Origin of the sequence: Microbacterium sp. NPDC087665, assembly GCF_044743285.1 — a bacterium.
Lineage (GTDB): Bacteria > Actinomycetota > Actinomycetes > Actinomycetales > Microbacteriaceae > Microbacterium.
Genome location: NZ_JBIUWD010000003.1, coordinates 437,169 through 459,823 on the forward strand (window position 1 = coordinate 437,169; position 22,655 = coordinate 459,823).

The 22,655-nt window shown below is 68.2% G+C and carries 26 protein-coding genes; 21 read left to right on the forward strand and 5 right to left on the reverse strand.

The features are described from left to right. Positions 1-60: 60 nt before the first annotated feature. Positions 61-714, reverse strand: coding sequence for a DsbA family protein (locus tag ACIOSY_RS08830; protein WP_400852205.1), 654 nt, complete (start codon positions 712-714; stop codon positions 61-63). A 74-nt stretch (positions 715-788) separates the two neighbouring features. Then, positions 789-1,160, reverse strand: a complete 372-nt coding sequence (locus tag ACIOSY_RS08835) for a hypothetical protein (RefSeq protein ID WP_400852208.1) — start codon at positions 1,158-1,160, stop codon at positions 789-791. 128 nt (positions 1,161-1,288) lie between these two features. On the opposite strand from ACIOSY_RS08835, the gene ACIOSY_RS08840 reads away from it, so the two are divergent. The 3 genes from ACIOSY_RS08840 to ACIOSY_RS08850 are packed head-to-tail and all read left to right on the forward strand — an operon-like array spanning position 1,289 to position 4,203. Then, a complete protein-coding gene (locus ACIOSY_RS08840; RefSeq protein ID WP_400852211.1) occupies positions 1,289-1,651 on the forward strand; it encodes a PLD nuclease N-terminal domain-containing protein in 363 nt (120 codons plus the stop codon). Continuing rightward, the gene (gene menD, locus ACIOSY_RS08845) at positions 1,648-3,312 is read left to right on the forward strand and encodes a 2-succinyl-5-enolpyruvyl-6-hydroxy-3-cyclohexene-1-carboxylic-acid synthase (RefSeq protein WP_400852214.1); all 1,665 of its coding nucleotides are present in this window, start codon (positions 1,648-1,650) and stop codon (positions 3,310-3,312) included. Before ACIOSY_RS08840 ends, menD begins: the two co-directional genes overlap by 4 nt. Before the next feature lie 48 nt (positions 3,313-3,360). Continuing rightward, positions 3,361-4,203, forward strand: coding sequence for a PPK2 family polyphosphate kinase (locus tag ACIOSY_RS08850; protein WP_400852217.1), 843 nt, complete (start codon positions 3,361-3,363; stop codon positions 4,201-4,203). 24 nt (positions 4,204-4,227) lie between these two features. On the opposite strand, the gene ACIOSY_RS08855 is transcribed toward ACIOSY_RS08850, so the two are convergent. After that, positions 4,228-5,529, reverse strand: a complete 1,302-nt coding sequence (locus tag ACIOSY_RS08855; protein WP_400852220.1) for an isochorismate synthase MenF — start codon at positions 5,527-5,529, stop codon at positions 4,228-4,230. A 71-nt stretch (positions 5,530-5,600) separates the two neighbouring features. Between ACIOSY_RS08855 and ACIOSY_RS08860 the strand changes: the two genes are divergently transcribed. From ACIOSY_RS08860 to ACIOSY_RS08885, 6 genes are all read left to right on the forward strand, one after another. Further along, positions 5,601-6,170, forward strand: a complete 570-nt coding sequence (locus ACIOSY_RS08860; RefSeq protein WP_400852223.1) for a hypothetical protein — start codon at positions 5,601-5,603, stop codon at positions 6,168-6,170. A gap of 4 nt (positions 6,171-6,174) precedes the next feature. Beyond that, positions 6,175-6,894, forward strand: a complete 720-nt coding sequence (locus ACIOSY_RS08865; protein WP_400852226.1) for a class I SAM-dependent methyltransferase — start codon at positions 6,175-6,177, stop codon at positions 6,892-6,894. 46 nt (positions 6,895-6,940) lie between these two features. Continuing rightward, positions 6,941-8,002 carry a polyprenyl synthetase family protein gene (locus ACIOSY_RS08870; protein ID WP_400852229.1) on the forward strand — a complete coding sequence of 354 codons (1,062 nt, stop codon included), beginning with the start codon at positions 6,941-6,943 and terminating at the stop codon, positions 8,000-8,002. A gap of 63 nt (positions 8,003-8,065) precedes the next feature. After that, positions 8,066-9,439 (forward strand): FAD-dependent oxidoreductase, encoded by a 1,374-nt coding sequence (locus ACIOSY_RS08875; protein ID WP_400852232.1) that lies wholly within the window; start codon positions 8,066-8,068, stop codon positions 9,437-9,439. Positions 9,440-9,531: 92 nt separating this feature from the next. Further along, entirely contained in the window at positions 9,532-10,563 is a 1,032-nt protein-coding gene (locus ACIOSY_RS08880; protein ID WP_400852235.1) for a hypothetical protein, read from the forward strand. 40 nt (positions 10,564-10,603) lie between these two features. Then, positions 10,604-11,671: an alpha/beta hydrolase gene (locus ACIOSY_RS08885; RefSeq protein ID WP_400852238.1), complete on the forward strand. Its 1,068-nt coding sequence runs from the start codon at positions 10,604-10,606 to the stop codon at positions 11,669-11,671. A gap of 4 nt (positions 11,672-11,675) precedes the next feature. Here ACIOSY_RS08885 and ACIOSY_RS08890 read toward each other — a convergent pair whose 3' ends face one another. Further along, positions 11,676-12,308, reverse strand: a complete 633-nt coding sequence (locus ACIOSY_RS08890) for a GntR family transcriptional regulator (protein WP_400852241.1) — start codon at positions 12,306-12,308, stop codon at positions 11,676-11,678. Positions 12,309-12,489: 181 nt separating this feature from the next. Between ACIOSY_RS08890 and ACIOSY_RS08895 the strand changes: the two genes are divergently transcribed. Then, positions 12,490-13,002: a GNAT family N-acetyltransferase gene (locus ACIOSY_RS08895; protein WP_400852244.1), complete on the forward strand. Its 513-nt coding sequence runs from the start codon at positions 12,490-12,492 to the stop codon at positions 13,000-13,002. Between the two features lie 35 nt (positions 13,003-13,037). After that, positions 13,038-13,709: a hypothetical protein gene (locus ACIOSY_RS08900; RefSeq protein ID WP_400852247.1), complete on the forward strand. Its 672-nt coding sequence runs from the start codon at positions 13,038-13,040 to the stop codon at positions 13,707-13,709. On the opposite strand, the gene ACIOSY_RS08905 is transcribed toward ACIOSY_RS08900, so the two are convergent. Beyond that, positions 13,696-14,184 (reverse strand): YajQ family cyclic di-GMP-binding protein, encoded by a 489-nt coding sequence (locus tag ACIOSY_RS08905; RefSeq protein ID WP_400852250.1) that lies wholly within the window; start codon positions 14,182-14,184, stop codon positions 13,696-13,698. The two genes, ACIOSY_RS08900 and ACIOSY_RS08905, sit on opposite strands and share 14 nt — an antisense overlap. A gap of 70 nt (positions 14,185-14,254) precedes the next feature. On the opposite strand from ACIOSY_RS08905, the gene ACIOSY_RS08910 reads away from it, so the two are divergent. The 10 genes from ACIOSY_RS08910 to tuf all read left to right on the forward strand — a co-directional run bounded on the left by ACIOSY_RS08910 (position 14,255) and on the right by tuf (position 22,428). Next, positions 14,255-14,587, forward strand: a complete 333-nt coding sequence (locus tag ACIOSY_RS08910) for a PadR family transcriptional regulator (RefSeq protein ID WP_400852253.1) — start codon at positions 14,255-14,257, stop codon at positions 14,585-14,587. After that, positions 14,584-15,249, forward strand: a complete 666-nt coding sequence (locus ACIOSY_RS08915) for an HAAS signaling domain-containing protein (RefSeq protein WP_400852256.1) — start codon at positions 14,584-14,586, stop codon at positions 15,247-15,249. Before ACIOSY_RS08910 ends, ACIOSY_RS08915 begins: the two co-directional genes overlap by 4 nt. A 68-nt stretch (positions 15,250-15,317) precedes the next feature. Beyond that, positions 15,318-15,470: a hypothetical protein gene (locus ACIOSY_RS08920; protein WP_400852259.1), complete on the forward strand. Its 153-nt coding sequence runs from the start codon at positions 15,318-15,320 to the stop codon at positions 15,468-15,470. A 122-nt stretch (positions 15,471-15,592) separates the two neighbouring features. Beyond that, positions 15,593-16,609, forward strand: coding sequence for an ABC transporter (locus ACIOSY_RS08925; RefSeq protein WP_400852261.1), 1,017 nt, complete (start codon positions 15,593-15,595; stop codon positions 16,607-16,609). Between the two features lie 65 nt (positions 16,610-16,674). Beyond that, entirely contained in the window at positions 16,675-17,109 is a 435-nt protein-coding gene (locus tag ACIOSY_RS08930) for a hypothetical protein (protein ID WP_400852264.1), read from the forward strand. A 58-nt stretch (positions 17,110-17,167) separates the two neighbouring features. Further along, a complete protein-coding gene (locus ACIOSY_RS08935; protein ID WP_400852267.1) occupies positions 17,168-17,815 on the forward strand; it encodes a spermidine/putrescine ABC transporter substrate-binding protein in 648 nt (215 codons plus the stop codon). Positions 17,816-18,025: 210 nt separating this feature from the next. After that, positions 18,026-18,394 (forward strand): 30S ribosomal protein S12, encoded by a 369-nt coding sequence (rpsL, locus tag ACIOSY_RS08940; RefSeq protein ID WP_046013400.1) that lies wholly within the window; start codon positions 18,026-18,028, stop codon positions 18,392-18,394. Between the two features lie 5 nt (positions 18,395-18,399). Then, on the forward strand, positions 18,400-18,870 hold the full coding sequence (rpsG, locus tag ACIOSY_RS08945) for a 30S ribosomal protein S7 (RefSeq protein ID WP_400852270.1): 471 nt from the start codon (positions 18,400-18,402) through the stop codon (positions 18,868-18,870). 85 nt (positions 18,871-18,955) lie between these two features. Beyond that, positions 18,956-21,070, forward strand: a complete 2,115-nt coding sequence (gene fusA, locus ACIOSY_RS08950; RefSeq protein ID WP_400852273.1) for an elongation factor G — start codon at positions 18,956-18,958, stop codon at positions 21,068-21,070. A gap of 167 nt (positions 21,071-21,237) precedes the next feature. Next, entirely contained in the window at positions 21,238-22,428 is a 1,191-nt protein-coding gene (tuf, locus tag ACIOSY_RS08955; RefSeq protein WP_400852276.1) for an elongation factor Tu, read from the forward strand. The last annotated feature ends 227 nt before the right edge of the window (positions 22,429-22,655 follow it).

Genomic DNA, 22,655 nt, shown 5'->3' on the forward strand with positions numbered 1-22,655 from the left:
CTCAGCGTAGCGAGCGGCGCGGCCCAGGTCTTCCTGTTCTTCGCGCCCGCCCCGCGGGGATCAGCCGTTCACAGCCTTCGCGATGGCCTCTTCGACGTCGTCCCATTTCTCGAGCTGCACGTACACGCCGTCGACGAAGAACGACGGCGTGCTCGTGATGCCGAGCGCCTCGCCGTCCTTCTTGTCCGCCTCGATGCGCGCGAGAGTGGCGGGGTCGGCGATCGCGGCGTCGTAGGCGGCCATGTCGAGCCCGAGCTCCTCGGCGAAAGTGCGGAAGACCTCGGGCGTCTCGACGTCGGAGTGACTCCACTCCGTCTGCGCGCCGAGCAGGCGGTGGTACATGTCCTCGAAGCGGTCCTGCTGCGCGGCTGCCTCGGCCGCCAACGCCGCCTGCGTGGAGTTCACGTGCCCGGGCAGCGGGAAGTACCGCACGACGTAGGTGATGTCGCCCGAGAACTGCGCGCGCAGGTCTTCCACGATCGGGTAGAACGCGCCGCACGCCTCGCATTCGAAGTCGAGGAACTCGACGACGGTCACGGCATCCGCCCCGCCCTCGTCGAGCACGTGCGAATCGGGGCGCACGGTCTGCAGCGAGCCGTCGTCGGCGACATCGGGGGCGGGCGCCCGTTGGGTGAGGGCGAAGACGATGCCGACGACCAGCAGCACGACGGCGACGGCGATGGCGATCAGGGTCGCCTTGACAGAGGTTTTCATGGGGTCTCCAGACACAGGGGTACGACAAACGGGAGGGATGCCGCGCGGAGCGGCTCGATCGACGCGTCGTCGTCTCAGGTGCGGAAGACGGAGAGCTCGGTGAGGGAGAGAAAGCTGTGCGCGGGCGAGGGCCCGGCGCGGGGAGTCTGCGCGGTGAGCGGAAGGCGGGGGAGCAGGATGCCGCGATCGCGCCGCAGCATCCGCACGAACAGCAGCAGGAGTGCGAAGAACCACAGCACCGCGAAACCGCCGACGGCGGCATCCGATGTGAGCACGTCGACGGCGGTGACCTCGTCGTGGTGACCGGTGCCCGCTCCGGCGTCGGCGGCGGAGACGCCCGGCGCAAGGCACAGCGACGCATGCACATCGGCCTCGCCGTGCGAGTTCGACCATGCCCCCACGACCAGCAGGAGAGCGAGGCCGACGGCCGTGATGACCTTCGCCATCAGCATCCGTTCGGGCCGCACTCGCGAGGGGAGTCTCGACGCGGAAGGCAGCATGGTGCGGGCAGTCTAGCAATCCGTCCTCTGTGCTCGACCGGCCGGGTGTCGGCCGACCCGCATAGACTGAAGGGGTGACGAGATTCCTGCTCATCGGCGGCGTCCTTGCCGCCGCATTCTGGGTGTTCAGCATCGTCGACTGCGCTCTGCAGCCGGCGACGCGGCACCGCGGCGTGCGCAAGGGCATCTGGATCCTCATCGTCGTGCTGCTCCCCGTCATCGGCGGCATCCTCTGGTTCGCGATCGGCCGGCGGCGCGCGGGCGACCCGGGGCCGACCCCTCAGGTCCACCCCGACGACGACCCCGTGTTCCTGCGCGGCATCAGCAAGACCGAGCAGGATGCCCGCATCGCCCGGCTCGAAGAAGAACTCGCGCGCCTCGACGACGAGACCGATGAAGGACCGAACCCCGGGGCCACGCCCGAGCCCCGCCCGTGACCTCGTCACCGGCGTCGGATGCCGCGGCATCCTTCCTCGCTGACCTGATCGCGCACGGCGTGCGCGACCTCGTGCTCTCACCCGGTTCGCGTTCGCAGGCTCTCGCGCTCGCCGCGGTGCGCCTCGCGGCCACGGGCGACCTGCGCGTGCACGTGCGCATCGACGAGCGCGTCGCCGGATTCACCGCTCTCGGCCTCGCCCGCGAGACCGGAGTTCCCGCCGCGGTGGTGTGCACCTCCGGCACGGCGGCCGCGAACCTGCTGCCGGCCGCCATGGAGGCCTTCCACTCGGGGGTGCCGCTGCTGCTGCTGACAGCCGATCGCCCACCCGAGCTGCGTGGCATCGGTGCGAACCAGGCCACCACGCAGCCCGGCATGTTCGCGCCGTGGGCGCGCGAGCAGATCGACGCCCCGGTGCCCGGTGAGGGCGACTGGACGGGTCTCGCGCTGCGGGCGGTCGAGATCGCGATGGGCGCGGATGCTCCACACGGCCACGCCGGCGTCGCAGGGCCCGTGCACCTGAACCTGCCGTTCCGCGAGCCGCTGTCCGGAGAGCCGCCCGCCCTCGCGATCGCCCGCGGCGATGCGCCGCTGCCCGTGCCGGGCGCCCCTCTTCTTCTCGATCGGGGACCGCGCACCGTCGTGATCGCGGGAGCCGATGCCGGCCCCGCCGCCGAAGAGCTCGCGCACGAGGGTTCCTGGCCGCTCATCGCCGAGATCGTCTCGGGGGCGCGGTTCGGCCGCCACCTCGTGCACGGCTATCGCGCGCTGCTGCGCCGCGATGAGCTGGGCGGCGCGGTCGAGCGCGCCGTCGTGTTCGGGCATCCGACGCTCAGCCGCGAGGTCGCCGCGTTGCTCGCGCGGACCGACGTCGATGTGATCGCCGTTCGCCGCGGGGGTGAAGACCTCGATCTCAACCACCGCACGCGCGCCGCGGCATCCGTCACCGTCGCCGAGGGCGCGCCCGATCGCGCCTGGCTCGGTGCCTGGCTCGAAGCATCCGCCGCCGAGGCCATCGACCTCAGCGAGCGGGCGCCCGACACTGAGGCGCTCGCGTCGACCGACTTCGCCACCCGCCGCGATGCGATCAAGGTCGAACTCAGCGCCGTGCGACGCACCCTCGACCGCCAGCTCCTGGTCGACGCGGTGTGGCGGGCCACCTGGCCGCACGACCGCCTGATGTTCGGTTCGTCGCGCCTCGTGCGCGTGGCTGACGGGGTGCTCGGCGGCAAGAAGGTGCCGGTGCACGCCAATCGCGGGCTCGCGGGCATCGACGGCACGATCGCCACCGCCATCGGCATCGCCGTGGCGAGTCAGGCCGACGGATCCCCGGGCGTCACCCGCGTGCTCCTGGGCGACCTCGCCTTCCTGCACGACGTCGGGGCGCTGCTGCTGCCTCCCGACGAGACCGAACCCCGGCTGCAGGTGATCGTCGGCAACGACGGCGGCGGCACGATCTTCGACGGGCTCGAGGTCGCGGGAACGGCCCCCGCCGCCGATCTCGACCGGGCCTTCTACACGCCGCACTCGGTACGTCTCGAGCAGCTCGCCCTCGCCTACGGCTGGGAGTACCAGCGCGTCACCACGCGCGCCGCGCTCGAGCAGGTGCTCACCCGATCGATCGGTGGGCGGCAGCTGATCGAAGTCCCTCTCGCACGCTGACCGGCGCGAATGCGTGCACAACGGGCCGCGAGTGGGCAGGATGAGCACATGAACGCGCACCAGTGGACCGAGGCCCTCCGCGTCGGCGAAGGATTCCGTCTCGCCGACGTCGACCCCGACAGCACACCCGGGTATCACGGGCACAAGGCTGACGGCGTCCGCGACCTCACCGAAGGTCTCGTCGCACTGAACACCCTGCAGGAACGGCTCTTCGCCGAGAGCCGCACCGGCATCGCGAAAGATGCCGTGCTGCTGGTGCTGCAGGCCATGGACTCCGCGGGCAAGGGCGGCATCGTGCGGCACGTGGTGGGCGGCGTCGACCCGCAGGGGGTGTCGCTCGCGGCATTCAAGGCACCGACGGCCGAAGAGCGCGCGCACGACTTCCTCTGGCGCATCGAGAAGCGCCTTCCCGACCCGGGATTCATCGGCGTCTTCGATCGTTCGCACTACGAAGACGTGCTGATCGGGCGGGTGCGCGCGCTGGCCGAGCCCGATGAGATCGAGCGTCGCTACGGCGCCATCAACGCCTTCGAGGCGGATGCTGCGGCGTCGGGCATCCGCATCGTCAAGGTCATGCTGCACATCTCGCCCGACGAGCAGAAGGCGCGGCTGATGGAACGCCTCGAGAGGCCCGACAAGCACTGGAAGTACAACCCCGGCGATGTCGACGAACGCCTCGTCTGGCCCGAGTACATGCAGGCCTACCAGACGGTCTTCGACCGCACCTCGACCGAGGCGGCGCCGTGGCACGTGGTTCCCGCGAACCGCAAGTGGTACGCGCGCCTCGCCGTGCAGGAGCTGCTGCTCGCCGCGTTGGAAGACATCGATCCGCAGTGGCCGCTCGCCGACTTCGACGTCGAGGCCGAGAAGAAGCGCCTCGCGGCGAGCTGAGCCGGCCCGGCTGCTGTCGGCCGCTCAGGCGAGCGCGTCGACCAGCGGGCGGAACTTCACGCGCGTTTCGAGCAGCTCCGATTCGGGATCGGAGCCCGCGACGATGCCCGCTCCCGCATACGCGGTGACGGCGATCGCGTCGTCGGTGGCGGTGAACTGCGCGCAGCGCAGCGCGATGGCCCACTCGCCGTTGCCCGCCGCGTCGACCCACCCGACGGGGCCCGCGTAGCGCCCGCGGTCGAAGGGCTCGAGCTCGCGGATCACGCCGATCGCGATCGTCGTCGGGGTGCCGGCGACGGCGGCGGTCGGATGCAGCGCGCCGATGAGATCGAGCGCCGATTCGCCCTCGGCGAGTTCGCCCTCGACGTCGGTGGCGAGATGGAACAGGTTCGGGAGCTTGAGCAGGAACGGCTGCTCGCTCGCCGCCAGTGCCCGGGTGTGCGGGCGCAGTGAGGCGAGAACGCTCTGCACCGCGTACTGGTGCTCGTCGAGATCTTTCGGGCTCGACGCCAGGGCGCTCGACGCGGCGGTGTCGGCATCGGCGTCGGCTCCACGGCCCGCGGTGCCCGCGAGCACTCGCGCGGTCACCGTGCGCTCGTGCACGGTGACGAGCGTCTCGGGGCTCGCGCCGATCAGGCCGTCGACGGCAAAGGCCCAGGTGTCGGGGTAGCCGCTCGACAGCGCCCGCACGAGGCGGCGCAGATCCGACCCTGCGGGGATGCTGCCGGTGAGGTCGCGCGCCAGCACGACCTTGCTCAGCTCGCCCTGGGCGATGCGCCCGAGAGCCTGGCGCACCGATTCCTGATAGCCCTGCGGGCTCTGCGCGCCCGGGCCGACGGTGCCGGCCCAGTGGGGGCCGTAGGGCTGGTCTTCGAGCGCAGCGTCGGTATGGTCTTCGAGCGCAGCGTCGGTATGGTCTTCGAGCGCAGCGTCGGCGGGAGCATCTGTCCCGGCGAAGCGGATGCTCGTGCGCCAGAACCGGTTGCCGTGCCGGCCGATCACCTGCGAGGGGATCACGAGCACACTGTCGGCGGCGGAGCGTTCGTCGAAGGCGAGTGCACCGAACGCGACGAGCCCGGTGCCCGGGAGGCCGACGGTGTCGTCGATCTGCGCGGTCGACGCGAGGCGCCGCCAGGCCGTGGCGAGGGCGGCGCTGCGCAGCGAGGGGGAGCCCGCCTTCGCCCGGAGTTCGCGCAGCGGTTCGCCCACTGCGACGATGCCGTCTCCGCGACGCAGCCAGGCCAGTGGTCGGGCGGGGTCAGCGGCAGCCAGAAGGTCTTCGACCGGATCGATCTCTCGGGTCTTCACGACCAGCGCGCTGCTCACCGCACCAGCCTACGTCGGGGCTCCGTGCACGGTGCACCACGGCGCACAGCGCGTCGTCCTAGGCTGTGCGCATGAATGACGCACGACCCGCCCCCGGCAGCGAGATGATCATCCAATGGCGCAAGTGGGACGGGTCGCCGCACTGGCGTCACGAGAGCGTGTATCTCGGTGCGGACGAGTGGGGCGACTGGGTGGGGCAGCCCACGGGATGGCGCAGCGAGCGGCCCGGCCGGGAGTTCCTCGCCCCGGGGCCCAACGTCACGCTCATCCCGCGTCAGACGGATTTCGCCCTCACGGTGAACCGCGCGCATCCGAAGCAGGTGCGCGTCTACATCGATCTCGGATGGGACGTGCGCTGGACCGACGATCCGTTCCTCGCGACGGGCATCGACATGGACCTCGACGTTGTGCGCGTCGAGGGCGAGCGGGGAACGTGGGTCGACGATCGCGACGAGTGGGCCGAGCACAGCGTTCGCTACGGATACCCGGCCGAGGTGATGGCGCACCTCGAGGAACTCACCCTCGATCTGGAGCGGCGGGTGCGGGCGCAGCTGGCCCCGTTCGACGACGCGACGGCGGATGCATGGCTCGACCGGCTCGAGGCGCTGGGCCTCGAACGTCTGACCGGACACCTACACTGATCAGGTGACCCCGAACGAGCCCAATCGCGCCGATCTCGGCAAGGACCCCGACCGCGTCAGCGGCATGTTCGACCAGGTCGCGGCCGGATACGACCGCACCAACACGGCGATGACCTTCGGCAACGACGTGCTGTGGCGCGCGGCCACCACACGTGCCGTCGCTCCGAAGCCGGGGGAGCGCATCCTCGATCTCGGGGCCGGAACCGCGTCGTCGTCGGCATCCCTCGCCCGCAGCGGCGCCCAGGTGGTCGCTGCCGACTTCTCGCCCGGCATGCTGGCCGAGGGCGAGCGCCGGCACGGAGCGATGCGCAACCTGTCGTTCGTGCAGGCCGATGCGACCGATCTGCCGTTCGCCGATGCCGAGTTCGACGCGGTGACCATGTCGTATGCGCTCCGCAACGTGAACGACCCGAAGAAGGCTCTGCGCGAGCTCTTCCGGGTGACGAAGCCCGGCGGGCGTCTCGTGATCAACGAGTTCTCGACCCCTCCGGGCGGGCTGTTCCGCAGTGCCTACCGGTTCTACAACGCGCAGGTGCTGCCGCGCGTGGCTCGCGTGGCCGGCACCAACGGCGACGCCTACGACTATCTGAACGAGTCGATCCGCGACTGGCCCGACCAGAAACGGCTCTCGGGGTGGATCCGCGACGCGGGCTGGACAGACGTCGCGTACCGCAACCTCACCTTCGGCATCGTCGCCCTCCACCGCGCACGCAAGCCCGAGTGATGAACGCCGAGCAGATGGCCCTGCGAGACGAAGGTAGGCTGAGACCGTGACTTCGAGCCCCGTTGCCCCGGGTTCGCGACTGGCGAGCCGTCTGGGTTTCAGCGACCGTGTCTTCATCGGCCCGGCTGCGCGGCGCGTCGCGCGCGCGATCGAAGACGGGCTCGAGCTCGTCGAGACCGGATTGGCCGAAGACGTCCGCGTCGCCGACCCGCTCGCCGATGCCGCCAGCCGCTACCTCTACGAGGCGGGCGGCAAGCGCATCCGCCCGGTTCTCACGCTCCTCGCCGCTCAGCTCGGCGACGGCAACACCGACGAGGTGATCGATGTCGCGAAGGCGCTCGAGATCACGCATCTCGGCTCGCTCTACCACGACGACGTCATGGACGGTGCCGACCGCCGCCGCGGGGTCCCCGCTGCGCACGCGGTGTGGGGCAACAACATCGCGATCCTCACCGGCGACATTCTCTTCTCCCGTGCGAGCCAGCTCATGTCGCGCCTCGGTGAGCGGGCGATCCGCCTGCAGGCCGACACGTTCGAGCGACTCGTGCTCGGGCAGATGCACGAAACGCTCGGTGCGCAGCCCGACGACGACCCGATCGCGTTCTACATCCAGGTGCTCGCCGACAAGACCGGCTCGCTGATCGCCGCGGCCACGCAGGGCGGTGTGATCTTCTCGAACGCTCCGTCCGAGTACGAAGAGCCGCTGCGCGTCTACGGCGAGAAGATCGGCGTCGCCTTCCAGCTCCTCGACGACGTGATCGACCTGTCGGCGAAGCCCGAAGACACCGGAAAGGTGCCCGGCACCGATCTGCGCGCCGGGGTTCCGACCATGCCGTACCTGCTGCTGAAGGCACGCACCGAGGCCGACGCCACAGGTCTCGCCGCCCGCATCGACGAGGGTGTCGCGCTCATCGCCGACGGCGCCGACCCGGCGATCCTCGACGGCCCGCTGGCCGAGCTGCGCGATCACGATGCCACGAAGCAGACGCTCGACCTTGCGCTCCGGTGGACGCAGGACGCGATCGACGCGCTCGCTCCGCTGCCGCGAGGCACCGTGCGCGAGGCGCTCACGCGCTTCGCCGAGACTCTCGCCGAACGCTCCAGCTGAGACAGCTGCGGGCCCGGACAGACGCGGCCGCGCGGGAACGCGACGGCATACGAAAGGACCTCCATGACCAAGCTCAGACTGGCCATCGTCGGTGCAGGCCCCGCAGGAATCTACGCGGCCGACATCCTGCTGAAGGCCGAGCGCAAGTTCGACGTGTCGATCGATCTCTTCGAGCAGCTGCCGGCACCGTATGGTCTGGTCCGCTATGGCGTCGCGCCCGACCACCCGCGTATCAAGGGCATCATCAACGCCCTGCGCGATGTGCTCGACCGCGGTGACATCCGTCTGTTCGGCAACGTGCGCTTCGGAGAGGACATCACTCTCGAAGATCTCAAGAAGCACTACAACGCGGTGATCTTCGCCACCGGCGCCATCCGCGACACCTCCATGGACATCCCCGGTGTCGACGCGATCGGTTCGTACGGCGCGGCCGACTACGTCAGCTGGTTCGACGGTCACCCCGACGTGCCGCGCGAGTGGCCGCTGGATGCCGCCTCGGTCGCGGTCATCGGCAACGGCAACGTCGCGCTCGACGTCTCGCGCATGCTCGCGAAGCACGCCGACGACCTGCTCGTCACCGAGGTTCCCGAGAACGTGTACGAGGGAATGAAGGCCAGCGCCGTCACCGACGTGCACGTCTTCGGGCGCCGCGGGCCGGCCCAGGTGAAGTTCACACCGCTCGAACTGCGTGAGCTCGGTGAGCTCCGCGATGTCGACATGGTCGTCTACGACGAGGACTTCGATTACGACGAGGCGTCGAAGGATGCTGTCGCCAGCAACAAGCAGGTCATGGTCATCGACCGCATCCTGCAGTCGTGGCGCAAGCGCGATTCGGTCAACAACGCAGGCGGCACGGCTTCGCGTCGCCTGCACCTGCACTTCTGGGCGCGCCCGGTCGAGGTGCGCAAAGACGAGAACGGTCGCGTGGCGGCGATCGTCTACGAGCGCACGCAGCCCGATGGGCAGGGCGGCGCCGTGGGGACGGGCGAGATGCGCGAGCTGCCGATCCAGGCCATCTACCGCGCGATCGGCTACTTCGGCTCCCCGCTGCCGGATGTGCCGTTCGACAAGAAGCACGGCGTCATCCCGAACCGCGAGGGTCAGGTGCTCGAGAAGGACTCGAACCACCAGGTCTCGGGCATCTACGCCACCGGATGGATCAAGCGCGGCCCGGTCGGCCTCATCGGTCACACCAAGTCCGACGCGATGGAGACCGTGCGTCACATCATCAACGACCAGGGTTCCTGGTGGCATCCGGAAGACCCCTCGGAAGAGGCGATCCCGGCTCTGCTGCAGGAGCGTGACGTGAAGTGGACCGACCTCGACGGCTGGCACCGTCTCGACGAGCACGAAGTCGCGCTGGGTGCCCCGCATGAGCGTGCGCGCGTGAAGGTCGTTCCGCGCGACGAGATGGTGCGCGTCTCCCGCGGGGAGTGACGACGTTCGGGTGAGGCTCTCGACGAGCGCCGTCACCCGATCGTTGCGCGGGGCTCCCGGTGTGCCGCAGGCCACGCTCCTAGGCTGAGGGCATGCGCCTCCGTTCCGTGTCCGTCGTCATCGCCGCCGCCGTCGTCGCGCTCTCGGTCGCCGGGTGCGCCCCGGAACCCGAACCGACGCCCACGCCCACTGCGGTGACCGATCCGACGCCGTCGGCGACCCCGACGGCAGATCCCGCGGGCGCCCCGGAGGCCGCGTTCGATGTGACGTGCGCCGATGTGGCCGCCGTGATGTCCGCACTCGTGGGTGAGACCGATGGGCCTGTCGAGGAGCGGTTGAGCCTCGTGTCGTCGCCCAGTTGGTATCCCGGGCCGGCGCAGTACATGATGCAGCGCGCGAACGGGATCGCCTGTTCGTCTGGCGGGCAGGACCGCAACTGGACGGTGACGATCGTGCCGGGCGCGCAGGTGCTCCTCGACGGCGCGATCGCGCAGGGAGCGGATGCGACTGTCGGAGCACGCTGCACCGACTACGGATGCTTCGCCGACCTCCAGTTCGGCGACGTGTTGCTCAGCGCTTCGATCGCGGCGTCGGGATTCACCGAAGCCGACGGCCCGCGCGTCGAGACGGAGCTGACGTCACTGGCGTCTTCGGCGGCGGATTCGCTGCACGACGTGACCGACGTCCCGAGCGCGATCACGGGAATCGACTGTGCGACGCTGCTGTCGCCCGAGGCGCTCGGAGAGCAGCTGGCCACGAATATCGAGCTCGTCGAGCTGTCGGTGCTGGGCGGATGGAGCATTCCCGCGGAGGTGTACTTCGTCGCCAACGGTTCTCCGTACTGCCTGTACGCAGCGGGGCAGGACATCTACCGAGATCAGAACTACCTCACGGTCACCGCCCTGCCGGCGGGCGCGTGGGCGTTCGATCGGATCGACGAGGCGACGCCCATCGAGGTCGATGGGGCGGCAGCGGCACGGACGAGCGTCGATTCGTACGATCGGCCCGTCCTCGATCTGAAGGTGGGCGCCGACTGGATCCGCCTGACGACGTTCGACGGTGAGGGCGCACCGGACCTCGGGCCGCTCGCGGCGCAGATCGTGGAGAGTCTCACCGCCGGGTAGGCGCCGGGGCAGAACCCGGGGCCTCGGCTAGCCTGGCGGCATGGCTGTTGAGGGTGGAGCTGTTGAGGGCGGGGCTGCTGCAGGCGGGGCCGGGACGAGTGGGACCGAGTGGATCCCGGATGTCCTCGGTGACGAGTTCGAGCAGCTGACACTCGAACTCGCCGACGACGATCAGGGGCCGGTCGTGGCGACCCTCGTGCGTGCGCTGCCCGAGGAGATCGGCTGGTGGGACCGCGTGCGCGGGTGGGTTCCCGAACTCCACGACGTCGACGTGCTCTACGTGCACGGCTGGTCGGACTACTTCTTCCAGAAGCGACTCGCGCGGTTCTGGACGGCGCGGGGCGCCCGCTTCTTCGCCCTCGACCTGCGCAAGTACGGTCGCAGCCTGCGCGACGGACAGACGCCCGGCTACATCACCGATCTCGCGACCTATGACGAAGACATCGCCGCCGCGCTCGACGCCATGGGTCAGGGAGACGACGGCGAGGCATCCGCCCGACGTCTGGTGCTGCTGGGCCATTCCACGGGCGGGCTGACGCTGAGCCTGTGGGCGTCACGGCATCCGGGAGCGGCGGATGCCGTCATCCTGAACAGTCCCTGGCTGGAGTTCCAGGTGGCGTCCGCCCGCGCCGCGCTCGCGCCCATGGTGGAACTGCAGGCACGCCTGCGGCCGCTGGATGTCGCCCCGCAGGTCGATCTCGGGTTCTACACGCGTGCGCAGCAAGAGGTGGCGGACCCCGACGATCCGATGGGCATCGATCTGCGGTGGCGCCCCGCGCAGACCATGGCGGTGCACGCCGGCTGGTTGCACGCGATCCTCTCGGGACACCGCACCGTCGCCGCCGGTCTCGCCATCACGGCGCCGGTGTGCGTGCTGCTCTCGGCGCGGTTCGCGGCACCGGCCCGCTGGTCGGACGATCTCACGCGGGCCGACACCGTGCTGGTGGTCGACGACATCGCGCGTGCGGCGCTGCGTCTCGGTCCCTCGGTCACCGTCGAGCGGATCGACGGTGCTCTGCACGACGTGTTCCTCTCCGCGCACGGCGCGCGAGAAGAGGCCTATCGGCGGCTCGATCGCTGGGTGACCGGCTGGCGAGCCGCCGACTGACTCGTCACACGTAGTGCATGGCGCGGGCGTGACGCTCCGCGTCGTCGCCGTCGCCGCGCAGCACCGCATCGCGGAAGTCGGCGTAGACCTGACGCATTCGCGCGCGGTCCTCTACCGGCACGACCCAGCCGCGCAGGTTGCGGAACACGGCGATGCTCGAATCGGTCACGAGTCCGGCGTGCTGGGAGTTCTGGCTGCGATTGCTGAGATACGAGAACACCGCCCAGCGCCGCTCCGACGTCACGGGACCGTCATCGAGAGAGGTGTACATCTGCTCGACGAGGCCCGCCAGGTACTCCCGCTCCGAGGCGGTCAGGCGCGGGACGCCGAGTCGTGCGGACACCCCCGCCTGATATCCCGCGAACTCCAGCGTCTCGCGAACGATCTCCGGGGTGACCATGGTCACTTCGGTGTATCGGCTCGGGTACATCGTCACCAAGCCGAGTCGTTCGAGGCGTTGCAGCGCCTCTCGTACCGGTGTTCTCGACACGTGCAGTTCGTCGGCGACGATCACATCGCGGATGCGATGCCCCGGCTCGAGGACTCCATCTATGATCTGCTGGCCGATGTGGTGGAAAACCTCATCAGCCAGGAGTTGTTTGCTTTCGCCGACGTTTTTGGTCTCGATGTTCAGCATCGACCTGACCCCCAGTTGTATTCCGTTGTACTTCACTTCTCCCCGGAAACGCCCCATTCGCTCCCGGGAGGAAACTACATCATGCACCTTGGAGTTCGCGGTGCCAAGATCTCTCCGGTGGTCCGACCATTCGTGTCGTGCGAACGGTCGGAGTGTCGGCGCCGTCTGGCAACATGGCGCGATGGACACACTCTCGCTTCGGCCGTGGGGGTCCGGTGACCTTCCGCTCCTGCAGCGCGCGAACGCGCCCACGATGACGGCACACCTCAACGGTTCCGAGACCGAAGAGCAGCTCGTCGCCCGGCACGAGCGCTACCTGCGGCTGAACGCGAGCGGCGAGGCGCGCATGTTCGTGGTGCTGGCCGCGGAGCATCCGGTCGGATCCATCGGGTACTGGCGGGTGCGCTGGCGCGAGCACGATGCCCTCGAGGCCGGGTGGTTCGTGCTCCCCGAGGCGCAGGGGCACCGCGTGGCGGCGCGGGCGCTCGCGCTTCTCCTCGATGACGCCCGAGGGCATGCGGGCGACAGACGGATGCTCGTCGCGTTCCCGGCGGTCGACAATCCCGCTTCGAACGCCGTGTGCCGTCGTGCCGGGTTCGAGCTCGTCGGCACGACGACCGAGACGTTCCGCGAGGCTGAGCTCACGATCAACGAATGGGTGTTCGACCTGGATCGGGTCGGCGAAGGCCCGTAGCCGTCCACCGGAGCACGGGGCGATAGTGTGGCGCCGTGCGCGTGCGAAATCTCAGAGACCTGGCTCGGTCGACCACCGTCTTCGCTTGGGAAGCGAGCCCCGGCCCCGTTCGCATCTGGCGGGCCCTCATGTGGCCTGCACTCTTCGCGTTCGGCGCGATCTACATGGCTCGGGGTGAGCTGCATCTCACGGCGGATCGGAACGGCACGTTCGCCTTTTACCATCGCACGGGCCGAGCAGCGTTGCTTCTGGTCGTCTGGTTCTTGGTCGGCCTCGTGAGCGCCATGGTCCCCTACGCCCTGCTTTTGCTCTACGCGCCGGTCATCGCACTTCTTTCGGAAATCATCGTCGGCGGATGGATCGCGATGTCGTTGGTCGGCTTCGTCGTCCTCGCGCTTTCGCCCGGGACCGATTTCGTGCTCAGTGACGTCGGCCGGGAGACTCCGCGCGGCGATCGGTGGAGTTTCGATGCGTCGGCTCAGGTTCCCGGTACTTCGTCTGGCCTTGTGGATGCGATCTTGGAACGGATTGCAATGCTGCCGGCGGGATCGATCGTTGCGGGCATGGCGTCGGACGAGTTGCGTCAAGAGCTCCTGACGCGCGGCGGTTTCACCGCCGGGGGTGGGTTGAGGCTCTACCGGGTCCTCGGGCCTACGGGGCCCGAGGACACCGAGATGATGTCGGAGGGCCGGCTCAGCGGTAGTTGATGAACTGGAGGTCGAGGTCGAGGTCGGAGTTCTTGAGGAGCGCGATCACGGCCTGGAGGTCGTCGCGGTTCTTGGACTGCACGCGAAGCTCGTCGCCCTGGATCTGGCTCTTGACGCCCTTGGGACCCTCATCGCGGATGATCTTGCCGATCTTCTTCGCGTTCTCCGACGAGATGCCGTCCTTGAGCGTGGAGACGATCCGGAACTCCTTGCCGCTGGCGAACGGGTCGCCTGACTCGAGGCTCTTCAACGAGATGCCGCGCTTGATGAGCTTCGTCTGGAAGACATCGAGCACTGCCTTCGCGCGCTCCTCGGTGCTGGCGATGATCAGGATCTGCTCGCCGCTCCAGGCGATCGATGCGCCGGTGCCCTTGAAGTCGTAGCGCTGCTCGACCTCTTTCCGAGCCTGGTTGAGGGCGTTCTCGGCCTCTTGGTGATCCACTTTCGAGACGATGTCAAAGGAACTGTCAGCCATACAGGGAGTGTACCGAGCCTGTCGGGTCTTCGCCCGGGACTCACCTGCATCGCATGCTACCTTGTGACGCATGACAGCGGATATCGGAGCGCAGATGCGCAAGGGGGTCGTCGAGTACTGCGTGCTCGGACTCCTGGCGCGCGAGCCGATGTACGGCTGGCAGCTGTCGGAAGAGCTGACCGGCGCCGGACTCATCGCGAGCATCGGCACCCTCTATCCGCTGCTGGGCAGGCTCCGCGACAACGGGTGGGTGAGCACCTTCGACCAGCCGTCCGGCAGCGGACCGGTGCGCAGGTACTACCGCCTCACCGACGTGGGAATCGAGCAGCTCGAGCGCTTCCGAGCGCAGTGGGCACCGTTCGCCCGTGTCGTCACGGGCATCACAGGAGAGGGGCGACCATGACCGAGAGCTTCAGCGCCGACCCGCGCGAGGAGTACCTCGCCCGACTCGACGACGCTATGCGCGATCTTCCGCACGGCGTCGCCGCCGACATCCGTTCCGGCATCGCCGAAGAGTTCCACGGGCTGGGCCCCGACGGCGTCGCCGCGCGCATCGCCCAGCTGGGAGACCCCGCGGAGATCGCCCGGCGGGCGCGCGAGGAACTGCCCTCCGGTGCATACCCCGCTGCGGCGCCTTCCCTCCCCGCGCCGGTCGCCCCGCGGCCGTCCTCGACGACGACGCGAGGATTCGCGATCGCCGCCGCCCTCACCCTGAGCATCGGGGGATTCGTGGTTCCCGTGGTCGGCTGGTTCGTCGGCGCCGTGCTCGTGAGTCTCAGTCCGCTGTGGAAGACGGGGGAGAAGGTCATCGCGATCGTCGTCCCGTTCGTGCTCGCGGTGACCACCGGCATCCTCGTCTCGGGCATGGGCTTCCTCGCTTTCGAGACGGGCGGCGAATCGAGTGGCGGCTCCGGTGGTTCCGGCCCGGCCGAGGCCGTGAACAATCCGCTCGTGCCCACCGGCTACGACATGTTCTGGAGCGGACTGATGGTCCTCGGAGTCGTGCTGATCCCGCTGTCGGGGCTGTGGCTGCTGTGGCGGATGCGGGGGCGCACGGCGCGCTGATGCGACACGCATCACGCCGATCGGCGTTGCTCCGACGGCCGGGGTGTCTTCGGTCGTAGCGTGGAGCCATGGCACGAGTGGGGGGACGCAACCTCGCGATGAGCTGGATCGCGGGTGTGATCTGCACGGCGGTCATCGGCGCGTTGATCTGGTTCTCGATGCCGATGATGCCGGTGCTCGCCGCGTTCGCCGGCGACGCTCTGCGGTCGATCCTTCCCTGAGTCGCAGGGGGCCGTCTTGCCGCGTGATCCAGGCGAATGGCGACACGTCGGCACGCCTCCCGGAGGGTGTCGGTGCGCAGAGGTAACCTCGCACTGCACACTTCCGATGAGAGGCGCACCCCATGAGTGACCCCGAGGTCCCCCAGCCCGAGCAGCCGAACGACGTCGATCACGTCGTCGACAGCGCGAACGCTGGTCTCGACGCCGCCGCTGCCGCGGGTGCTGACGTACCCGTCGCGGCAGAGCCCACCGCCGCGCCCGCGGTCGACCCCGACCTCGCCGCCTTCGAGGCCGCCGAGAAGGACTACCCCGGCGTCTTCTCGTCGCCCGCCGCCGCTTCCGCGGCCGACGAGGCGGAGACCGCTCGAGTCGACGCGGTGATCATCGACGATGCGAAAGCCGATGCCGCCCGCATCGACGCCGAGAGCACCACCGCCTTCACCGCGCCGGTCGTGCGCGATACCGATGACTACTCGCTCGCCGACGACGCCTATGCGCCGTCGAGCGACAACGTCGAGACCACCATCGTCCCGGCAGAGCCCGCCATCATCGCCGCCGCGGCGCCGGTGCACCCGCAGCCGATCTTCGTGCAGGCTCCCGAGCCGCCCCGTGACCGCGGCAACCGCGGCACGGCGGGCGCGATCGGCCTGCTCGCGACCCTCGCCTTCGCCATCCTGTACCTGGGGGCGACGATCGGTCTGGGTGCGATCGCGGGCGACGTCACGGGCGAGAACATCGGCGAAGCACTGCTCGCCCCGCTGACGACCGCCGGCTTCTGGACTCCGGTCGTGGTGTTCTTCCTCGGCTTCTGGCTGCTCGGCGCCGTCATCAACCGCGGCCGCTGGGGGCTCTGGGTCGTGTTCGGCATCATCGTCGGCGTCATCGCCTACGGCGGTCACATCCTCGGGCAGCTCTTCGCGGCGCCGTTCTGGGAGATCAGCGCCTCCACGGGCCGCGAGCTCGTCGGCGAGCAACTGCTCGCACCCCTTGCCATCGCCGCATTCGTGTTCGCTCGCGAGCTGACCATCTGGTTCGGCGCCTGGGTCGCCCGCAGCGGCGCGCGCAAGACCGAACTCAACCTCGAGGCGCAGCGCGAGTACGAGCGCACGCTCGAGGCCGGCCCGACGCTGTCGAGGTAATCACGAACGCCACCACGCCCAACCCCCGCGGACCCGAGTCCGCGGGGGTTTCGCCTGTCCTGGCCGTGGTCCTCTCGACGGTCGGCTTCTTCGCTCTCGCGGTCTTCGGGCTCGGCGGAGTGAGCGTGCTCACCGATTCCGACCTCATCGCCATCCCGGGCCTGGGCCCGCTGCCCGGCGTCGGAGGGATGCTCGTCGCCGTCGTCACCTTCGCCCTCCTGCTCTGGCTCACCGTGCGGCGGGAGCATCCGTCGTTCTGGTCGGCCGTCGTGATCGCCGTGGCGACCGCGCTCGCCCACCTCGTCGCCGTCTGGGTCGGCGTGCTCGTCGGCACGAGCGATCTGGTGATCTCGACGGCCGTCGCCGGTGACCTGGTGCGCGGGGGAGCGAGCGCCGTGATGCTGCTCGCCGCCGCGATCGGAGCGTGGAGTGGGATCGCCCTGCGGCGCACCCGCGCACAGCATCCGCAATGGCCCTGGGAGCGCGACGACGAGGAGTGACGCGCCGGTGCGGTCGGATAGCCGCTGAGGCGGGCGCCCGCACGCGTACCCTGAAGGGGTGGAGCGCTCATTGGAGACGCAGGTCGACCAGGCCGTCGAGGCCTGGTTGCGCTGGGTGCCGCGCTGGGAGCCGGCCACCCACCGCGGTCGGGTCGCGCCCTGCCGCCGTTGCCTGGGGTCGCCCTTGCTCTCCGCGGCGGGCATCGGCGCGAACGTTCCGCACGGGGTGCAGCACGGGCTGTCGACCCGTCTCAAGACCATCGTCGATCATGCCGTCGCCGAGTACACGGCCCGCAACCTCCCCATGCTGCAGCGCGAGCTCGACCAGCAGACGGCCCGCAACAGGGCGCGCAGCTATCGGCCGGCCGAGAACCTCGATCCGGAGTTCGACGGGCTCCCGCTCGACCCCGATCCCGTTCCCGGGGCGCCATTCCTCTTCACGATCGCCGAGCTGGCCGACGACGCGACCGCGTCGCTGCCACCGCTGCCGCCGCTGAGCGACGAGGCCAAAGTGGCGCTGCGCCAGGAGGTCGCCCTCGCCGACGAGTACGCGAACATGGTCGGCCGCGAGATCTGCGGTCTGCTGCTGCGCCACCGCATCTACATCCAGGCGGCGATCTCGCAGCATGTCGAGCCGCAGATCGAGGCGCTGCTCGCCGAACTCACGCAGTCGCTGGACTCGCCCTTCGATCCGGACCTGTCGTAGCATCCGACGCCCATTTGACCGTCACGTTACGCGGCATTACACTTGATCAGGTGTGTGCACGTCTCGACGTGTGCGCTGGGCGCCGGCCCCATGGCCGGTCCGCCCCCACGGCATACCCACCACACCAAAAGCGCGTCGATTCCGGCGTGCCGGTGGGGCATGATGTGAAACCCATCACGCTGTCACCGTGCAGCACTATGAGGAGAGAACGTGCCAACCATTCAGCAGTTGGTTCGCAAGGGTCGCTCGCCGAAGGTCACCAAGACCAAGACGCCCGCCCTGAAGTCGAACCCGCAGCAGGCCGGGGTATGCACCCGCGTCTACACCACCACCCCGAAGAAGCCGAACTCGGCGATGCGCAAGGTCGCTCGTGTGAAGCTGCGCAACGGCGCCGAGGTCACCGCGTACATCCCCGGTGAGGGTCACAACCTGCAGGAGCACTCCCTGGTGCTCGTCCGTGGCGGTCGTGTGAAGGACCTCCCCGGTGTGCGTTACAAGATCGTCCGCGGCGCCCTGGACACCCAGGCTGTCAAGAACCGTAAGCAGGCTCGTTCCCGCTACGGCGCGAAGAAGGGTTGAGTTAGATGCCTCGTAAGGGTCCCGCCCCTAAGCGCCCCGTCGTCAACGACCCGGTATACGGCGCTCCGATCGTCACCTCGCTGGTGAACAAGATCCTCGTCGACGGCAAGAAGTCGCTGGCCGAGTCGATCGTCTACGGTGCCCTCAGCGGCGTCGAGGCGAAGAACGGTCAGGATGCCGTCGCCACCCTGAAGAAGGCGCTCGACAACGTGCGCCCGACCCTCGAGGTCCGCAGCCGCCGCGTCGGCGGTTCGACCTACCAGGTGCCGATCGAAGTCAAGCCGCACCGTGCGAACACTCTCGCGCTGCGCTGGCTCGTCAGCTACGCCAAGGGTCGTCGTGAGAAGACGATGACCGAGCGTCTGCAGAACGAGATCCTCGACGCATCGAACGGCCTGGGCGCCGCGGTCAAGCGCCGCGAAGACACGCACAAGATGGCCGAGTCGAACCGCGCGTTCGCTCACTACCGCTGGTAAACAGCTTCGCCCGCCCCCGGCTCCCGGTCGGGGGCGGGCACCCCCCTCTTCGCAGTACGACTGCCAGAAAGAAAAGGACACCCCCGTGGCACAAGACGTGCTCACCGACCTGAGCAAGGTCCGCAACATCGGCATCATGGCGCACATCGATGCTGGCAAGACCACCACGACGGAGCGCATCCTGTTCTACACGGGTGTCAACCACAAGCTGGGCGAGACGCACGATGGTGCGTCGACGACCGACTGGATGGAGCAGGAGAAGGAGCGCGGCATCACGATCACGTCTGCCGCCGTGACCTGCTACTGGAACAAGAACCAGATCAACATCATCGACACCCCCGGTCACGTGGACTTCACGGTCGAGGTGGAGCGCTCGCTCCGCGTCCTCGACGGTGCTGTCGCCGTCTTCGACGGCAAGGAGGGCGTCGAGCCCCAGTCCGAGACCGTCTGGCGTCAGGCCGACAAGTACAACGTCCCGCGCATCTGCTTCGTCAACAAGATGGACAAGCTCGGCGCCGACTTCTACTTCACGGTCGACACGATCATCAACCGCCTGGGCGCGAAGCCGCTGGTCATCCAGCTTCCGATCGGTGCCGAGAACGACTTCGTCGGTGTCATCGACCTGGTCGAGATGCGTGCGCTGGTCTGGGCCGGTGACTCCAAGGGTGACGTCACCATGGGTGCCTCGTACGAGGTCCAGGAGATTCCCGCCGACCTCAAGGAGAAGGCAGACGAGTACCGTCAGCAGCTCCTCGAGACCGTCGCCGAGACCGACGACGCTCTCCTCGAGAAGTTCTTCGGTGGCGAAGAGCTCACCGTCGCCGAGATCAAGGGTGCGATCCGCAAGCTGACCGTCGCCTCCGAGATCTACCCCGTGCTGTGCGGCTCCGCGTTCAAGAACCGCGGCGTCCAGCCGATGCTCGACGCGGTCGTCGACTACCTGCCGAACCCGCTCGACGTGGGTTCCATCGAGGCGCACGACCCCAAGGACTACGACACGATCATCGAGCGTCACCCCGACGCGAACGACCCCTTCGCGGCTCTCGCGTTCAAGGTCGCGGTGCACCCGTTCTTCGGTCGCCTCACCTACATCCGCGTCTACTCGGGCCAGCTCGAGTCGGGTTCGGCGGTCATCAACTCGACCAAGGGCAAGAAGGAGCGCATCGGGAAGATCTTCCAGATGCACGCCAACAAGGAGATCCCGGTCCCCGCGGTCACCGCCGGCAACATCTACGCGGTCATCGGCCTGAAGGACACCACCACCGGTGACACCCTGACCGACCCGACGTCGCCGGTCGTCCTCGAGTCGATGACGTTCCCGGAGCCGGTGATCGAGGTCGCCATCGAGCCGAAGACCAAGGCCGACCAGGAGAAGCTGGGTGTCGCCATCCAGAAGCTCGCTGAAGAGGACCCGACCTTCCGCACGGAGCTCAACCCCGAGACCGGTCAGACGACCATCAAGGGCATGGGCGAGCTGCACCTCGACATCCTCGTCGACCGCATGAAGCGCGAGTTCAACGTCGAGGCCAACGTCGGCAAGCCGCAGGTCGCGTACCGCGAGACGATCCGCAAGGGCGTCGAGAAGCACGACTACACGCACAAGAAGCAGACGGGTGGATCGGGTCAGTTCGCGAAGATCCAGTTCAACATCGAGCCCCTCGACCTCGACGGCGAGAAGACCTACGAGTTCGTGAACGCCGTCACCGGTGGTCGCATCCCTCGTGAGTACATCGGCTCGATCGATGCTGGTTTCCAGGACTCGATGAACGTCGGCGTGCTCGCCGGCTACCCCATCGTGGGTGTCAAGGCGACCATCGTCGATGGTGCGGCGCACGACGTCGACTCCTCGGAGATGGCGTTCAAGATCGCTGGATCCATGGGCATGAAGGAAGCTCTCCGTCGGGCCAACCCCGTTCTCCTCGAGCCGCTGATGGCGGTCGAGGTGCGTACTCCTGAGGAGTACATGGGTGACGTCATCGGTGACCTGAACTCGCGTCGTGGTCAGATCCAGTCGATGGAAGACGCTGCCGGCGTCAAGGTCGTCCGTGCACACGTCCCGCTGTCCGAGATGTTCGGATACATCGGTGACCTGCGCTCGAAGACCTCGGGTCGCGCCGTCTACTCGATGGAGTTCCACTCCTACGCGGAGGTCCCCCGGGCCGTCGCCGACGAGATCGTCCAGAAGACCAAGGGCGAGTAAGCCCTTTCTGGGTTCCCCGGGTTGCTGAGCCCAGCGACGCACCCGGGGCACCCAGGCCTCTTACAACTTCACATTCCCTCTCTACTAAACTGAGATTCACACCCGTAGAGAACCGGTCACAATCCAGTGCCCGGCATCCTCTACACGAACGTCCTGAGGAGGACCCAGTGGCTAAGGCCAAGTTCGAGCGCACCAAGCCGCACGTCAACATCGGTACGATCGGTCACGTTGACCACGGCAAGACCACGCTCACCGCAGCGATCTCCAAGGTTCTTGCTGACAAGTACCCGTCGGCGACCAACGTCCAGCGCGACTTCGCGTCGATCGACTCCGCTCCTGAAGAGCGTCAGCGCGGCATCACGATCAACATCTCGCACGTCGAGTACGAGACCCCGAAGCGTCACTACGCTCACGTCGATGCTCCCGGTCACGCCGACTACATCAAGAACATGATCACCGGCGCCGCTCAGATGGACGGTGCGATCCTCGTGGTCGCCGCCACTGACGGTCCGATGGCTCAGACCCGCGAGCACGTCCTGCTCGCCAAGCAGGTCGGCGTTCCGTACCTGCTCGTCGCGCTGAACAAGAGCGACATGGTCGACGACGAGGAGATCCTGGAGCTCGTCGAGCTCGAGGTCTCCGAGCTGCTCGCCTCGCAGGGCTTCGCTGAGGACGCTCCTGTCGTCCGCGTCTCCGCTCTCAAGGCCCTCGAGGGCGACGAGAAGTGGGTCCAGTCGATCCTCGACCTCATGGAGGCCGTCGACTCGAACGTTCCCGACCCGGTGCGCGACAAGGACAAGCCGTTCCTCATGCCCGTCGAGGACGTCTTCACCATCACCGGCCGTGGAACGGTCGTCACGGGTCGCGCCGAGCGTGGCACCCTGGCCATCAACTCCGAGGTCGAGATCGTCGGCATCCGCCCGACGCAGAAGACCACGGTCACGGGTATCGAGATGTTCCACAAGCAGCTCGACGAGGCATGGGCCGGCGAGAACTGTGGTCTCCTGCTCCGTGGTCTCAAGCGTGAAGACGTTGAGCGCGGCCAGGTCGTCGTCAAGCCGGGTTCGGTTACGCCGCACACCGACTTCGAGGGCACCGCGTACATCCTCTCCAAGGACGAGGGTGGCCGTCACAACCCGTTCTACACGAACTACCGCCCGCAGTTCTACTTCCGCACCACCGACGTCACCGGCGTCATCTCGCTGCCCGAGGGCACCGAGATGGTCATGCCTGGTGACACCACCGACATGACGGTCGCGCTGATCCAGCCGATCGCCATGGAAGAGGGCCTCGGCTTCGCCATCCGTGAGGGTGGACGCACCGTCGGCGCTGGTACGGTCACGAAGATCATCAAGTAAGCATCTGCTTCCTCGCAAAGGGGTCGGACCTTCGGGTCCGGCCCCTTTGTCGTGCCCCCGTACGATCTTTCCGCGTAGACGGATGCTCCTCGAATATATGGTCTTGAATAAAACATGAAGTGTTGGATAAGGTGAAACCTGCTGTGGAGCATTCGCAGCACCGCAGGTGCGTGTCCGAGCCCTATGTCGGATCGTCGCTGCAGCGATTCAGAGAAACCCGAAGCTTC